The 15813-nt window shown below is 43.6% G+C and carries 15 protein-coding genes; 1 reads left to right on the top strand and 14 read right to left on the bottom strand.

Annotated elements, in window-relative coordinates:
* Positions 1–11: 11 nt before the first annotated feature.
* From FN960_RS15750 to FN960_RS15765, 4 genes are all read right to left on the bottom strand, one after another.
* The gene (locus FN960_RS15750; RefSeq protein WP_143849808.1) at positions 12–434 is read right to left on the bottom strand and encodes a helical membrane plugin domain-containing protein; all 423 of its coding nucleotides are present in this window, start codon (positions 432–434) and stop codon (positions 12–14) included.
* 741 nt (positions 435–1175) lie between these two features.
* Positions 1176–2915 (bottom strand): adenine deaminase, encoded by a 1740-nt coding sequence (gene ade / locus FN960_RS15755; RefSeq protein WP_143849809.1) that lies wholly within the window; start codon positions 2913–2915, stop codon positions 1176–1178.
* A gap of 128 nt (positions 2916–3043) precedes the next feature.
* A complete protein-coding gene (locus FN960_RS15760; protein ID WP_143849810.1) occupies positions 3044–3355 on the bottom strand; it encodes a YerC/YecD family TrpR-related protein in 312 nt (103 codons plus the stop codon).
* Between the two features lie 68 nt (positions 3356–3423).
* Positions 3424–5166, bottom strand: coding sequence for an adenine deaminase C-terminal domain-containing protein (locus tag FN960_RS15765; RefSeq protein WP_143849811.1), 1743 nt, complete (start codon positions 5164–5166; stop codon positions 3424–3426).
* A 141-nt stretch (positions 5167–5307) separates the two neighbouring features.
* Between FN960_RS15765 and FN960_RS15770 the strand changes: the two genes are divergently transcribed.
* Positions 5308–5547 carry a YgaP family membrane protein gene (locus FN960_RS15770; protein ID WP_143849812.1) on the top strand — a complete coding sequence of 80 codons (240 nt, stop codon included), beginning with the start codon at positions 5308–5310 and terminating at the stop codon, positions 5545–5547.
* On the opposite strand, the gene FN960_RS15775 is transcribed toward FN960_RS15770, so the two are convergent.
* The 10 genes from FN960_RS15775 to purC all read right to left on the bottom strand — a co-directional run bounded on the left by FN960_RS15775 (position 5542) and on the right by purC (position 15809).
* Positions 5542–5913, bottom strand: coding sequence for a hypothetical protein (locus FN960_RS15775; protein WP_143849813.1), 372 nt, complete (start codon positions 5911–5913; stop codon positions 5542–5544). The two genes, FN960_RS15770 and FN960_RS15775, sit on opposite strands and share 6 nt — an antisense overlap.
* A 204-nt stretch (positions 5914–6117) precedes the next feature.
* Positions 6118–7377 carry a phosphoribosylamine--glycine ligase gene (gene purD / locus FN960_RS15780; RefSeq protein ID WP_143849814.1) on the bottom strand — a complete coding sequence of 420 codons (1260 nt, stop codon included), beginning with the start codon at positions 7375–7377 and terminating at the stop codon, positions 6118–6120.
* 17 nt (positions 7378–7394) lie between these two features.
* The gene (gene purH, locus FN960_RS15785; protein WP_143849815.1) at positions 7395–8933 is read right to left on the bottom strand and encodes a bifunctional phosphoribosylaminoimidazolecarboxamide formyltransferase/IMP cyclohydrolase; all 1539 of its coding nucleotides are present in this window, start codon (positions 8931–8933) and stop codon (positions 7395–7397) included.
* Positions 8926–9516: a phosphoribosylglycinamide formyltransferase gene (gene purN, locus FN960_RS15790; protein ID WP_143849816.1), complete on the bottom strand. Its 591-nt coding sequence runs from the start codon at positions 9514–9516 to the stop codon at positions 8926–8928. Before purN ends, purH begins: the two co-directional genes overlap by 8 nt.
* Positions 9513–10550, bottom strand: a complete 1038-nt coding sequence (purM, locus tag FN960_RS15795; protein ID WP_143849817.1) for a phosphoribosylformylglycinamidine cyclo-ligase — start codon at positions 10548–10550, stop codon at positions 9513–9515. The genes purN and purM overlap by 4 nt, the downstream gene beginning before the upstream one ends.
* A gap of 20 nt (positions 10551–10570) precedes the next feature.
* Positions 10571–11983, bottom strand: coding sequence for an amidophosphoribosyltransferase (gene purF / locus FN960_RS15800; protein ID WP_143849818.1), 1413 nt, complete (start codon positions 11981–11983; stop codon positions 10571–10573).
* Positions 11968–14184, bottom strand: a complete 2217-nt coding sequence (gene purL, locus FN960_RS15805) for a phosphoribosylformylglycinamidine synthase subunit PurL (protein ID WP_143849819.1) — start codon at positions 14182–14184, stop codon at positions 11968–11970. Before purL ends, purF begins: the two co-directional genes overlap by 16 nt.
* Positions 14168–14851, bottom strand: a complete 684-nt coding sequence (gene purQ / locus FN960_RS15810; protein WP_143849820.1) for a phosphoribosylformylglycinamidine synthase subunit PurQ — start codon at positions 14849–14851, stop codon at positions 14168–14170. The genes purL and purQ overlap by 17 nt, the downstream gene beginning before the upstream one ends.
* Positions 14848–15099 (bottom strand): phosphoribosylformylglycinamidine synthase subunit PurS, encoded by a 252-nt coding sequence (gene purS / locus FN960_RS15815; protein WP_143849821.1) that lies wholly within the window; start codon positions 15097–15099, stop codon positions 14848–14850. The genes purQ and purS overlap by 4 nt, the downstream gene beginning before the upstream one ends.
* Positions 15099–15809, bottom strand: coding sequence for a phosphoribosylaminoimidazolesuccinocarboxamide synthase (gene purC / locus FN960_RS15820; protein ID WP_143849822.1), 711 nt, complete (start codon positions 15807–15809; stop codon positions 15099–15101). Before purC ends, purS begins: the two co-directional genes overlap by 1 nt.
* Positions 15810–15813: the final 4 nt, after the last annotated feature.

The following is a 15813-nucleotide window of genomic DNA, read 5'->3' on the forward strand; positions in this document are numbered from 1 at the left end:
AAGTAGTTGGCTTACTTCTTATTCTCGCGTTCGTTCATGACATGGAGATAGCTTTGTGTGAATCGAAACAGCTTTTGTGCTTGTGGATCCTTAAGTAGCTTCATTAACCCAAAGATACCAATCACTTCATTGCTTGCATCTGCTCGCTCTTTTGCTTCGATTGCTGTTTGTGCCACTTCTTTTGCTGTATCCTTTACCGGCTCAAATATTTCAGACATTGCACCTAATGTATCTGCTTTTAAGACCTCATCTGTCGCAACAGACTGAGCGAAATCATATGATTTTGTCATCACTGTAATCATTTCTGTTAGCTTTGGTAGTTGTTCCACTAAGGTTGTGAGTGATTCTTGTACCTCAGGCTTTGAAAGCTGATTGAGCAATTCAACCTGCTCTTTGCTTATTGAAACCTTTGTTTGATCAAATGATTCTGACATGGTCCATTCTCCTTTACTTTATAGCCTTGAGCTATTTTCTCCCAGCTTGTATTGGAATATGTAGAGTAACCTGTAATTGCATTGTATGTGAAAACTATCACAAATACAACTATAACGACTTCTTTTTTATACTTCACTTGATTAATCTTAGGAAATAGAGAGGCTGGGTAGGAAGGTAATCTAGACTCCGCGTATTTCATTTCTCATATACTTGATGCCTTCCACTCACCAGGCGGACGAAAATGGGCGGTCACTGAAAAAGTCATCTAGAAAGAGCTCATGCACCGCTCCAGGAGAAAACTTCGCTTTCCACGGGAACGGCCTCAGCCCTTGAAGTGGAAGGGCGCCACTTCAATGTCTTCAGACTCGTTCTGTTCCGTAGGAGTCTTCGTTTTCTCCTTCCGCTAACGTTGTGACTTTCACAATTAAAGAACGTTCGCATCCTTATAAAAATCGTTTTTCAGGGGCCTCCGTGTAAAGGTTCAATGAGATAAATAGGACGGAGTCGGGATAGCTCATTACCTTCCATCGGGTAAGTGCCCCCATTTTCGGGAGCGGCAGCGAAGAACCTATACTTAGATACCCTCCAATTCCTCTATATATTTATACAAGCAAGCGTGTATTTCCGGAGCGACATCCATCCTTTTCTTATTTTTATAAAATCAAAAAGCTGAACAATGAGTGGAGAGACTCCATCATTCTTCAGCTTTTTGATTTAATACACCTGTCCTAACATCGCCTTTAGGACTGTAGAGGAATATGCTTAAATTGAAGGACATCAAATAGTCCAGTATCCGTTAATTTGATCGCCGGAATGACGGGTAGAGCTAAAAATGCCAGTGTTAAAAAAGGATCCCATGTTTCAGTAAAGCCGATTTCGGTAAGCGATGCTTCTAATGCTTGGATTTCAGCTTGAACAGTTTGGTAGGCTTTGGTCGACATGAGCCCTGCGAGATCTAGCTGAATACTGGCAAGAATGGCTCCATTTTTAGCAATGGCCATGCCCCCGCCCAACTGCTCTACATGTTTCATTGCAGCATATATACTGGCATCATCTGTGCCACACGCAATCACATTATGCGAATCATGAGCCACCGTAGATACAATTGCTCCATTTTGAATGGGTATCCCCTTCACAATTCCAAGTCCAATATGACCAAGCTTTTTGTGGCGCTCTGCCACCACAAGCTTTAATTGATTGATTGACGCCTGTGCTTGAAACAGTCCCTGATCAACTTGAATATGTTCATGCTCGGCTTTGGTCATTATGGATCCCGGCTTTACGGAAATGATCGTAGCTTTTTTATTAGGGTCTGCAGGCAGTTGGAAATCTCTAATAGAAAAATTAGCTAAGTTCATGCTTTTTTGTAAGGCTTCAGGTGCTGTAATAGACGTTCGAATGTCCAAAGTCATTTCACCCTGCTCTGCGACAAGCCTGCCTTTTTCGTAGACGGCTTCTACCGTGAAGGAGGTTAATTCACTAATGAGTAGAAAGGTTGCTTCACAGCCGGGAGCAATTGCCCCCTTCTCTTTTAAACCAAACGCTTCCGCTGCATTGAGTGTGGCAAGTTGGATGGCCTGTAAGGCAGGCATTCCTAAAGAAATCGCTTTGCGAATACTACCATCAATACTTCCTTCCTTTACAAGATGATCAAGGTGGCGATCATCTGTAGCAAAGGCAAAACGGCGAGCATTAGCTGGAGTGACTGCTGGCAAAATTGCTTCTAAATCCTTTGCAGCTGTGCCTTCTCTTATGAGCACGTACATTCCTCGTTGAACTCTTGCTAAAGCTTCTTCTGCTGAGACCGCTTCATGATCGTTTACAATGCCTGCTGTCCGGTAAGCATTAAGAGCATATTCATCTAATCCTGCCGCATGACCATCAATGATTTTACCCGCTAACTTAGCACTTTCTATTTTTGCGAGCATTTCTTCATCGCCTGATAGAACGGCCGGATAGTCCATCACTTCACCTAGTCCAAACGCATCCCCTTCTGCAAATAGAGTTTGAACATCATTAGATGTCAGCTCCGCTCCATTATGTTCAAATATGGCGCAAGGCACGCATGATGGGACCATCATTTTGACATCAAGTGGTAGGCCTTTTGATGCCTCGATCATATAGCGGACGGCTTCCATCCCACCAACATTAGCAATCTCATGTGGATCCGCTATAACCGTGGTCACCCCTTTAGGAACAACAATTTTACTAAACTCCTCTGGTGGAACCATTGTGGATTCAATATGGATATGGCCATCAATTAGTCCGGGACATATATAGGCTCCTTTTGCATCAACTTTTTTTACTGCATCAGGATAGTCACCGATACCAACAATCACTCCATCAGATATTGCTAGATCCGCTTCTATCATGGTCAGAGTGTACACATCAATAATTTTGCCATTATGCACAACAAGGTCTGGTTTCTTTTGCCTAGAAGAAGCTGCAATAGTGGATTGTTGTTTATTTACGTGTTTCATGTGCAAGCTCCCTTCTTAGCCTATTCGTATTATTTGAATTATTGTAGTCTATTTTAAGCTTGTCTGCACAGCTTTTTAAAAAAAGCTATCCGACAGGTATCATTACACCGCCAGATAGCTTTTACTTATTATTCAGTTGTACCTGTCTGGTTTTCCTTAATCCGGTCTAAGGCCATCGTATAACTGTCATTTCCATAATTCAAGCAGCGTTTCACACGAGAAATCGTAGCGGTACTCGCCCCTGTTTCCGTTTCAATCTTATGGTACGTGTACCCATTTTGTAGCATTCTCGCAACTTCAAGTCGCTGAGCAAGTGATTGAATCTCATTAATGGTACAAAGATCATCAAAAAACTCATAGCATTCTTCAAGGTTTTTTAATGAAAGAACCGCTTGAAACAGCTGATCAAGTTCTTTTCCACGTAGCTTATCAATTTGCAATCATGTCACGCCTTTCCAAAAATTTCGGCATGCCTAACCTAAGCTAGGTACTTTCCTACTATTATAGTTTAACGCATAATCGCAGGAAAGAGTATCTTTTTCTTCGTGACGTCATAAATTCCTCGCTGCGTCACCCGAATATATGGAAGGTGTGTAGAAGAAAAGAACTGTAAGCTGTAGATTGGATCCTCATGCTTATAGCCTCTTTCACGCAACAGCTTCACAAACTGCTTCTCCTCTTCCATAATCCCTTTTAATGATTTATCAGACATGGCACCGTTCAGTTTCAGCTCAATCCGGCCAATAACTTCTCCATCATCAACTAAGGCCATTCCGCCACCTTGAGCCTTTACAGCGCGAAAGGCTGCGACCATGTCTTTAACATTCTTGCCGATTAAAATAAAGTCTCCTGTATTTGAAAATGAGCTAGCAAAACCTTTTATCGCGTTCGAGAAGCCCTTAATCATTGTATTAATCATCCATTTTCCATTCTTATCAACTAATACAAAGAAGCTCTCATCATGGCTTTGGCTTAATTCATTTACCGTCCCCTCTACCGAAATTCGATATGGCTTCAGGATAACGGCATTTACCATCTCAATTCCCATCGGCATAGAAAAGTGTAGCTCACTTTCATCCAGGTCCCATTTAATATCTAATGGCTTAATCCCATAATCCTTCCACGGGAACGTATGATCATCTTCACATACTCTTCCATCTCTAACAAGCCATTGCCCTTTTGCGAGGACACCAATCGGTTTAGGAGTATTCTTATCTGAGAGAAAGTTGAGATGCGCAATTCTTCCCGGAGCAATCATTCCTAGCTTATGGTCTAAATTATAATATCTCGCTACATAATAAGTCGCCATGCCGTATGCGTCGAAATCTGATAACCCTGCATCAAGGGCCATTTTGATCAGTTTATCCATGACCCCATCCTCGTAGAAAGAAGGAGGCGAACCATCTGTGGTCATAATGCAGCGAACAAAGTGATCTACACCAAGCTCCTGCATCTCTTTTAGAAGCTTTGGCAGGTCAGGGCGCATCGAAGAATGTCTGAGAGAGGTCATGTACCCCATGTCAAGCCTTCTTACAGCTTCCTCACCATTTATGGCTTCGTGATCACATGTAACCCCTAGTAACGCCATTTGAGAAAGCGTTCGCTCTGACGCTCCAGGTAAGTGACCTTCAATTGGCTTCCTTAATCGACTCGTCTCTTGCATCCAATGAAGGGTAGAGTCATCTCCCTCTAACACCTTTGGCCAAGAAGTGAGCTCTCCGCCTTGAACCACTAAATGATGCTCGAGCCATGCTTTCATTCGTGAATTCGTAAAGTGCGCTTCACTCTGAAGCTCCGTTTGAGGGTCATAACGAGCCCACCAATACATGCTTGTTGGCATCTCTTCAAGCTTCTCGATCAATGAAAGCGCTTTCTTTTTTTCTACGTTCGAAAAGAAATATAAGTTGTCATTGATCAACGTTGTCGTCCCATGAGCAGAAGCATATTTTGCTAAGCTGTGGGGATTATAAAGCTGAAACGGGTGAGCATGATGCTCAATATACCCTGGTACAACTACAGAGTTCTTACATTCAATTATTTCAGTGTCCTTATCAGTTACCGGGGGAAGCTCCTGTCCAACATAAACAATTCGATCATCCGCAATCCATATATTTGCATTAAGCCATTTCTTTCTAGCGTGATTGAGATACGTAGCATTTTTGAGAACAATAGAAGGCGCTTTTTCTCCCCTGACGACATCAAGGTGCTGGCGCAAACGTTTTTTCGTCCAGCGGTATATGCGTTCCGTCATTGGTAGATCACCCATTTCGTAATTATCTTTTGTCTTTATGTTATCACAAATTCAAGTAGGAGAAGGAAAAAGTTGTGACATCTTTTCATAAATTATCGCAAAAAGCAGTTATTTAATTTATTAAACCGGAGGAATGGAAAAATGAAACCTAATATCACCCGTTTAGATGCTCTAATGCGTATCACCTGCGGCCTTGAGTTGCTTATATTTGCAACATCTAAACCTCAACAACGCTTCCCACTTATACGTAGTATCGGTATTTTGTGTGGAGCTATGAAGACCGCAGAAGGAATCGTTCAATTTTGTCCTATGAAGTATATGAAAGAGCGCATGAAGTTAGAAACAAAAAAACAAGACAGTCACGTTATGAATCCATCATGATCTTGTACTGGAGACTTGCTTTATCATCCATCCAAGAAAGTAACCAGATGACATGAACAGAACACTCATAAGATAGAAAAGAATCAGGTACATTCCCGCCCCAAATGGTTTAAAGAAATAATTCCACCCATCATCACTAAACATCTGCAGAAATATGTAGGAAACCACATAAGAAATAACCGGAAATACCAAGAAGCCCTTATGATACAAACCACTTCTCGCCAGTAACCCAATCACTAAAGATATTACGTAACAGGTGATGTACACAAGAATTGAGCCGTACTCATAATCCCAGTACATCACCCAAAATCCATAGGGTGTAAAAGATAAAACAATAAAAATCGTGGCAACAATGATATTTTTCATTATGATTACCTCTTTTATTCTAACGATGTATCACGTGTCTATTGTCACCTGTATCTTTGTCTATTGTGTTTATTTAATCATTTAAGAGAATGGTCTTCTCTCAGTTTGGTTTTCTATCGACCCAATCCACCTTCCATCGCTCCACTTTGACACCCTATCGCTCCAATCAAAAAATCAGCACCTACTTAGAGTAGGTGCTGCGTCTTAAGATTGAATCGCTTTATCGGCTATGTCCGTTCGGTTAAAAAGTCCTTCGCTCTGTATATGGAGTAACGATTCATAGGCTTGTTCTTTGGCCGAGCGAATGGTTTCTCCTCGTGCTGCGACAAGTAATACTCTTCCCCCATTTGTTTGCCAGATGCCATCATGGCGCGTGGTTCCAGCATGGAATACAAGTGACTTTTTAGCTGCGGACTCAAGACCGCCAATGGCTACACCTTTATCATAGCTGCCTGGATAACCCTTACTAGCCATAACAACTCCTACAACAGCCTCTTCCGACCAAAGCAACTCTGGCTTTTCGCCACTTAAAAGCTGTTCGATGACATCGACTAAATCTGTTTCAAGTCGTGGAAGTACCACCTGTGTTTCCGGGTCTCCAAAGCGTGCGTTAAACTCAATTACCTTAGGTCCAGTTGGGGTCATCATAAGTCCTGCATACAAAATGCCTGTAAAAGGTGTACCCTCTTCGACCATCGCCGCTGCTGCTGGCTCGAGAACTGCTCGCACGGCAACATCGACTTGGTTTGCGTTGAACTGGGGAACAGGAGAATAAGCCCCCATTCCTCCGGTGTTAGGTCCTTCATCGTTGTTAAAGGCTCGTTTGTGGTCTTGAGCTCCAACCATCGGCACCACGATCTCATTATGCACAAAGGCCATAAGGGAAAGCTCTTCACCTTCAAGATATTCTTCCACCAAAACCTGTGCTCCAGCGTCACCAAAGCGATTGTCTTCTAAAACATCAGACAAAGCACCTAGCGCTTCTTCCTCTGTCATCGCTACGGTTACACCTTTACCAGCAGCTAACCCATCTGCTTTAATGACAATAGGTGCACCTTGTTCCTTCACATAGGCGGCGGCTTCATCATAATCTGAAAATGTAGCTGATGCCCCAGTCGGGATGCCGTAACGATTCATCAATTCCTTGGCGAATGTTTTACTTCCTTCTATTTTTGCAGCGGCTTGGTTCGGGCCAAATACTTTTAAGCCTGCCTCTTGAAAATGATCTACGATGCCTAAGCTAAGTGGAACCTCTGGTCCAACGATTGTCAGCTCGACATGATGTTCTTTGGCAAAAGAAATTAAGTCGGCAAAATCCGTTTCTCCAATGGAGACAAGCTCTGCCACATCAGTCATTCCTGCATTTCCCGGTGCTGCATATACTTTTTTGACTCTTGGACTTTGAGAAAGCTTCCAAGCAATCGCATGCTCTCGTCCACCACTTCCGATTACAAGCACATTCATAGGTGAAACCTCCGTTCCTAGTGTTTAAAATGGCGCATGCCGGTGAAGACCATGGCAATGCCATATTCATCTGCTGTTTGAATGGATTCTTCATCACGAATGGAACCACCCGGCTGAATGATTGCTTTAACTCCCGCCTTACCAGCTGCTTCCACTGAATCCCCCATTGGGAAAAAGGCATCAGATGCAAGGGCAGATCCTTGAGCACGCTCACCAGCCTGCTCAATCGCAATACCTGCTGCTCCCACACGATTCATTTGACCAGCACCTACTCCAACACTCATCTCTCCATTTGTTAACACAATGGCGTTTGATTTGACGTGCTTCACAACCTTCCAGCCAAGCTTAAGAGCTGTCCACTCATCCTCCGTTGGTTGGCGTTTTGTTGGTACCGTCCAGCTCGCTTCATCTGACTGAGGGCTATCTTCTTCTTGAACGAGTAATCCACCTTGAACAGACACAACTTTATTAGCTTTTTTCTCATTAGCTTCAACAGCTACCTCAAGCAAGCGAATGTTTTTCTTTTTTGTTAAAATCGTTTTTGCTTCTTCTGTAAAGCTCGGGGCAAGAATCACTTCAAGAAAAATAGATGACATGGTTTCTGCAGTAGCAGCATCTACTTCACGATTTAAAGCAATAATCCCGCCAAAAATAGAAACGGAATCGGCTTCATAGGCACGGTTAAAGGCTTGCTCAATTGTTTCTCCCGTCCCTACTCCGCATGGGTTCATATGTTTAACTGCAACAGCAGCAGGCTCAGCAAACTCTTTGACTATCTCAAGGGCGGCATTAGCGTCCCCAATATTATTAAAGGAAAGCTCTTTTCCGTGTAGCTGTTCTGCTTGAGCAATGGAGTTTTGGTCTCCTAATGTATTTTTGTAAAAAGCTGCTTTCTGGTGCGGGTTTTCCCCGTAACGCAAAGATTGGCTACGTTCATATGTAAGTGTTAAGGATTCTGGGTATTCTTCCCCTACAGCCTCAGTTAAATATTGACCAATCATCGCATCGTATGCAGCTGTGTGTCGAAATACTTTTGCTGCTAAACGACGACGAGTCTCCCCATTCACTGATCCATTCTCTTGAAGTTCGCTTAAAACGACCTCGTAGTCTGCTGGATCCACAAGAACTGTTACGTGATTGTGATTCTTGGCTGCCGAGCGTAACATGCTTGGTCCACCGATATCAATATTTTCTATGGCATCCTCAAATGTTGAGCTTTCTTTTGCAATCGTTTCTGCAAAGGGATATAAGTTCACTACAACAAAGTCAATTGGGTCAATCGCGTGTGTTTGAAGAGCTTCTTGATGCTCAGCCTTTTCACGCATCGCAAGTAACCCACCATGGATGTTAGGATGAAGAGTCTTCACTCGCCCATCAAGAATCTCTGGAAAACCAGTCACTTCAGAGATTCCAATGACAGGAACTCCAGCTTCTTCTAAAGCTCGTTTCGTTCCACCTGTTGAGATCACTTCAATTCCTTGGTCTACAAGTCCTTGAACAAACGGAATTAATCCTTCTTTTTTCGATACACTGACCAATGCTCGCCTCTTACTCATGTCCGTCTCCTCCTAAGTCTTTGCTATCCAGGATCTCTTTGACTGTACGTGGATATAACTCATGTTCAATAGCTTGGATTTTTGTTAAAACGGTTTCTCTTGTATCGCCTGCCTCAATCAATACCTTTTCCTGGGCAATGATTGGTCCTGTATCCATTCCCGCATCGACAAAATGAATGGTGACCCCCGTCTCGCTTACTCCGGCCGCAAGAGCTTGACCAACCGCATCCAATCCAGGGAAATCAGGCAACAAAGATGGGTGAATGTTCACGATTCGACCTTCATAGGCATCGAGCAAGGTTGGCCCTACTAGTCTCATGTAACCAGCAAGACAAAGAAACTCAACCTCTTGATCTTGCAGATGTGCAACGACTTCTGCTTCATATGCTGCTTTTGAAGCAAAGGATTTAGGCGCAAGGGCTAGTGTCTTAACACCATAATCCTCAGCTTTAGTTAGAGCCCCTGCCCCAGGCTTATCAGAAACAAGCAAAACCACTTCACCACCCAGGTGGTGCTCTGTAGCAGCTTTTATTAATGCTTCTGCGTTGGATCCTGTTCCTGAAGCAAATACAGCTATTCTCATGAATCAATGCCTCCGATTGTTACGCCTTCTCCCTTAGTAACACGACCAATAATGTAGGCCTGCTCACCCGCCGCTTCAAGGGTGCGAATGACCTCTAGATGCTCATTCTCGGGTACCACAACCATCATGCCGATACCCATATTAAACGTAGAGAACAGATCGCGCTCACTAAGCTCCCCTTTATCCTTTAAAATCTGAAAAATAGCTGGGACCGGCCACGAACCATTATCAATTTCTACTTTTGTTCCAGCAGGTAGCATTCTCGGAACGTTTTCATAGAAACCGCCTCCTGTAATATGAGCAAGACCATGCACTGTATGCTTTTGAATGGCAGCGAGCAATGGTTTTACATAGATCTTGGTTGGAGTTAATAATACATCTCCTAGGCGACCATTTAATCCTTCCACTGAGTCCATAAGCGAGAGACCAGCTTTTTCAAGAAGAATGCGACGCACGAGTGAAAATCCATTACTGTGTAAACCACTTGAACTAAGACCGATTACTACATCTCCAGGTGTAATAGCATCTCCCGTAATGAGTTCTGACTTTTCAACAGCCCCAACAGAAAATCCAGCTAGATCATACTCTTCAGGATCATACATACCTGGCATCTCTGCAGTCTCTCCGCCAATTAAGGCACAGCCTGCTTGTTCACAGCCGTCTGCTATCCCTTTGACAATGGCTTCAATTCTTTCTGGTTCTGACTTACCACAAGCAATATAATCTAGAAAATATAAAGGTTCTGCACCTTGAACAACAATATCGTTTACACACATGGCAACAGCGTCAATACCAATCGTGTCATGTTGATCCATCATAAAAGCTAGCATCAGCTTTGTGCCTACTCCATCCGTTCCTGACACTAAAACCGGTTCTTTATAGTTTAAAGAGGACAGATCAAAGTTCCCCCCAAAACCACCTAATCCCCCTAAAACACCAGGACGTGCTGTGCGCTTCACATGCTGTCCCATTCGTTTAACTGATTCATAGCCTGCTTCTATATCAACACCGGCTTGTTTGTATGCATCTGACATGCGGACGTTGCCTCCTTTAATTAAACCTTTGCGTGCGGATGAACCGTATCAGCGTAGATCTCTGTTGGATATTCTCCGGTAAAGCATGCTAGACATTGGCCACAGTTATTTAATTCAGGATCGCGTCCAATCCCTTTCTTTAATCCGTCTGTACTCAAGAAAGCTAAGCTATCTGCCCCCATCATTTCGCGCATCTCTTCCACCGAATGCTGGGAAGCAATTAATTCAGAGGTTGTAGATGTATCAATTCCATAAAAGCAAGGATGCTTAATTGGTGGAGAGCTAATACGCACATGCACTTCAAGGGCGCCAGCTTCTTTAAGCATATTGACAATCCGACGACTGGTTGTGCCACGTACAATGGAATCATCAATCATAACGACTCGTTTTCCTTCAACGACCCCACGGACCGCAGAGAGCTTCATTTTTACCCCTTGCTCGCGTAATTCTTGTGAAGGTTGAATAAAGGTTCTGCCGACATAGCGGTTTTTGATTAGTCCGAGCTCGTAAGGAATGCCCGTTTGCTCTGCATACCCGATAGCGGCTGAGATACTGGAATCCGGCACACCGGTTACCACATCTGCTTCAATCGGTGATTCAATGGCTAGCTGTTTACCCAGCTGTTTTCTGGCTGTATGCACATTAATCGTCTCAACATTACTATCAGGACGAGCAAAGTAGACATACTCCATGCTGCAAATGGCAGGATTAGGTGATTTGTCATACTGTTCGGATCGCAACCCGTTGTCATCAATAATAACCATTTCTCCAGGCTTCACATCTCGCTCATAAGTCGCACCAATAATATCAAAGGCACAGGTTTCAGACGCGACAACATACGCATCACCAATTCGTCCGATCGCTAAAGGTCTAAGACCATTTGGATCCATCGCTGCGATCAATTGATGCTCGTTCATGACCGCGAACGCGTAGGCGCCTTTCAGCATAGCAAGCGCATGGCGGAATTGATCTTCTAAAGACCAATAACCGCTACGCTTAATTAGATGTGCTAACACCTCTGTGTCAGATGTTGATTGAAAAATGCTTCCTTGATTCTCAAGCTGAAGCTTCAAATTGTTTGCATTCACAATATTGCCGTTATGAGCGATCGCAAGTCCGCCTGCTTGTGCTCGGAACATGAGTGGTTGGACATTGGCAAATCCGCCGCCACCGGCTGTAGCATAACGCACGTGACCAATGGCTGCAGATCCTTGAAGAGCATTTAGAGATTGCTGGTCAAACACTTCATTAACAAGTCCTAGTCCTTTATGAACATTTAATGTATCTCCATCGGAAACGACAATACCTGCTCCCTCTTGACCGCGATGCTGTAAGCTATGGAGACCATAATAGGTGATTTGTGCTGCATCCTTATGACCCCAAACAGCAAATACTCCACACTCTTCATTTAAGCCTTTTATTTCAGCAAACATGGAATGGCTCCTTTCCAAGCCGTAACAATTTCTTCTTGCGATGCTTCGAGAACTGCTTTTCCGTTCTCATCACATACTACCAATTGATCCTTGTTTGTTACTTCACCAATACACTCTGCATCAACTATGGCTTCAAATGCACTGCGGTTTTCAGGAGAGACCGTTACCACAAAACGAGATTGGCTCTCTGCAAACAAATTCACGGCATCTGTGCCTTCTTGTTGAACACGAACTCCTACACGACCAGAAGTCATACCCTCTGCTAACGCAACGGCAAGTCCACCTTCTGCTACATCATGTGCAGAGGCTACAAGACCAGATTGAATAGCTTTTAACAATTGATTTAAGCGTTGCTTCTCAAGAGCTAAATCAATTTCTGGTGCCTTTCCAAAGATACGTCCTTCTAGCATCTTTTGAAGCTCACTTCCACTGAATTCAGGCTTTGTTTCGCCAAGTAGATACACTAGGTCCCCTACTGATTTGTAATCCTGTGTAGTAATATGATCAAGGTCTTCAATTAATCCAACCATGCCAATGACAGGTGTTGGATAGATCGCTCCACCTGATGTTTCATTGTATAAAGAAACGTTTCCGCCGATTACTGGTGTTTCAAGTGTACGGCACGCTTCACTCATCCCATCTGTAGATGTTTCCAGCTGCCAGAAAATCTCCGGCTTATCCGGACTTCCATAGTTCAAGCAATCCGTCACTCCTAAAGGTACACCACCGGAAGCGACAATATTACGAGCCGCTTCAGCAACGGCAATTTTGCCACCAACCTCAGGATCTAAATAAAGATAGCGAGAGTTACAATCCGTTGTCATCGCCAGTGCTTTACGTGTATCACGGATACGCACAACAGCCGCATCAGAACCTGGAGAAACAACCGTGTTTGTTTGAACCATATAATCATATTGATCATAAACCCATTCCTTGCTTGCAATCGTTGGCTGAGCCAATAGTTGAAGGAGAGTTTCTTTTAAATCATTTACAGCAGGTACATACGCACCCTGCTCTTGGAACTCTTTATAATAAGCTGGAACGCTAGAAGGCTTATGGTAAACAGGCGCTTCTTCCGCTAACGCATCAACTGGTACATCTGCTGCCACTTCGCCATTATGCATGAGACGAAGACGCTTATCATCTGTTACATAACCAACCTCAGCTGAGAGCAGTCCCCAACGATCAACAATTTCCTTTATTTCAGCTTCTCTACCCTTTTGAACTACAATCAACATGCGCTCCTGTGACTCAGATAACATCATTTCATACGGCGTCATCCCTTTTTCACGTTGTGGCACAAGGTCAAGGTTCATCACAATACCTGAACCAGCCTTACTTGCCATCTCTGCAGATGAAGACGTTAGTCCGGCAGCACCCATATCTTGAATACCAACTAATGCATCACATTGAATTAACTCAAGACATGCCTCAAGTAACAGCTTCTCCATAAATGGGTCTCCAACCTGTACGGCAGGACGCTTTTCTTCTGAGCTTTCGCTTAGCTCTTCAGATGCAAATGTTGCACCGTGAATACCATCGCGACCAGTACTAGCGCCGACATACATAACCGTATTTCCGACCCCTTTGGCTTGGCCTTTTTGAATATCCTTGTGATCAATTAAGCCAACACACATCGCATTAACAAGGGGGTTGCCTTCGTAGCAGGAGTCAAATTGCACCTCTCCACCAACTGTTGGAACCCCTACACAGTTCCCATAGCCGGCAATACCCGCTACAACCTCTTCAAATAAGTAGCGTACTTTTGGAGACGTTAATTCACCAAAGCGAAGGGAATTTAAGATGGAAATCGGACGAGCTCCCATTGAAAAAACGTCACGTAAAATACCACCAACGCCTGTAGCTGCCCCTTGATAAGGCTCAATCGCTGACGGGTGATTGTGACTTTCGATTTTAAAAACAACGGCCTGATCATCGCCAATATCTATGATCCCAGCACCTTCACCGGGTCCTTGAAGTACCTTTTCACCAGTAACAGGGAACTTCTTCAAAAGGACTTTAGAGTTCTTATAGCTACAATGCTCAGACCACATGACTGAAAATAGACCTGTTTCAGTATAGTTAGGTGTACGCCCTAAAATTTCTTCGACAAGCTGGAATTCCTCATCAGTTAAACCCATGGCCTGATACAGCTTTTCTTTTTTTACCTGTTCAGATGATGGTTCAACGAGTAGTGACATGGGATTCCCTCCAGTTTTTTAAAATTGATTGAAATAATGCTAGTCCGTCTGCGCTACCAAGAAGCTCTTCAACCGCTCGCTCTGGGTGAGGCATCATACCAAGAACATTTCCCGCTTCGTTTACAATGCCGGCAATTTGATTACGCGACCCATTTACGTTTGAACTATAGCTGAATACAATTTGCTTATTGGCTTTAAGTTCTTGGTAGGTCTCATCGTCGCACTCGTAGTTACCTTCTCCATGTGCCACAGGAACTGTAATCTCTGAACCCTCTGTATAACCGGTTGTAAAAATCGTTTCTGCATTTTCAACTGTCAGCTGAACTGGACGGCAAATGAATTTTAAGCCTTCGTTTCGTTTCATTGCGCCTGGAAGTAACCCAGCTTCTAAAAGAACCTGAAATCCATTACATACGCCAAGCACTGGAACACCAGCATTTGCTTTTTCAATGACAGCCTTCATAATTGGTGCAAAACGAGCAATGGCACCTGAGCGGAGATAATCTCCATGAGAGAACCCACCAGGAAGTAAAATGCCATCATAGCCTTCAAGAGACGTATCATTGTGCCACACATAGTCTACCTCTGCCCCAAGCTGGTCGCGGATTGCATGATACATGTCTGCGTCACAGTTGGACCCTGGAAATACGATGACCGCAAACTTCATGAAGAGACAACCTCCTCAATTTCATAGCTATAATCTTCAATGACGGTATTCGCTAGTAGCTTTTCGCACATTTCTTTCACTCGCGCATCAACATTGCTTGTGTCCGCTAATGTCAGCTCCATATATTTTCCGATACGAACCTCTTGAACTTCCTTATACTCCATCGTGTGAAGAGCATTTTGAACTGCTACTCCCTGAGGATCAAGAACACTTTCTCTTAACGTAACGTAAACCTTCACTTTATACATTATTGGCCTCCCAAGCGTGTTAGTATTTCCTGATATCCATCCTGCAAGCTTCCTAGATTCCGGCGAAATAAATCCTTATCAAACTTCTGGTTTGTCTCAAGATCCCAAAGGCGACATGTATCTGGAGAGATTTCATCAGCGAGCAGCAGCTCACCATCTGTTGTGCGTCCGAATTCTAACTTAAAATCCACTAATCTGACACCAATTCCTGCAAACAACTCTACTAATAACTGATTCACTTTTTTGGCTTGTATTTTAAGAGATTCGACCTCTTCTGATGTTGCAGCTTCTAAAAGATACACATGATCCTCTGTAATTAACGGATCGCCTAATGCATCATCCTTATAGTAAAATTCAACAATCGGTTCAACGAGCGGCGTACCCTCTTCAATCCCTAAGCGCTTTGCCATACTACCGGCTACAACGTTTCGTACAACCACTTCAATTGGTACAATCTCTACTTTTCGAACAAGCTGTTCTGTGTCAGATAATCTCCGAACAAAGTGACTATTAAGCCCCTTTTCAGCTAAGTGCGAGAAGATGAGAGTGGATATCTCGTTGTTAAGACGTGCCTTGCCTTCTAATGTATCTTTCTTCTCTCCGTTAAATGCCGTTGCGTCATCCTTATAGGTGACCCACAACACATCAGATTCAGAAGTCTGATAGATTCGTTTTGCTTTCCCTTCGTATAGCAGCTGCTGCTTTTCCATAGAT

The sequence above is a fragment of the Alkalicoccobacillus porphyridii genome (assembly GCF_007293315.1).
Classification (GTDB): Bacteria; Bacillota; Bacilli; order Bacillales; family Bacillaceae_D; genus Alkalicoccobacillus; species Alkalicoccobacillus porphyridii.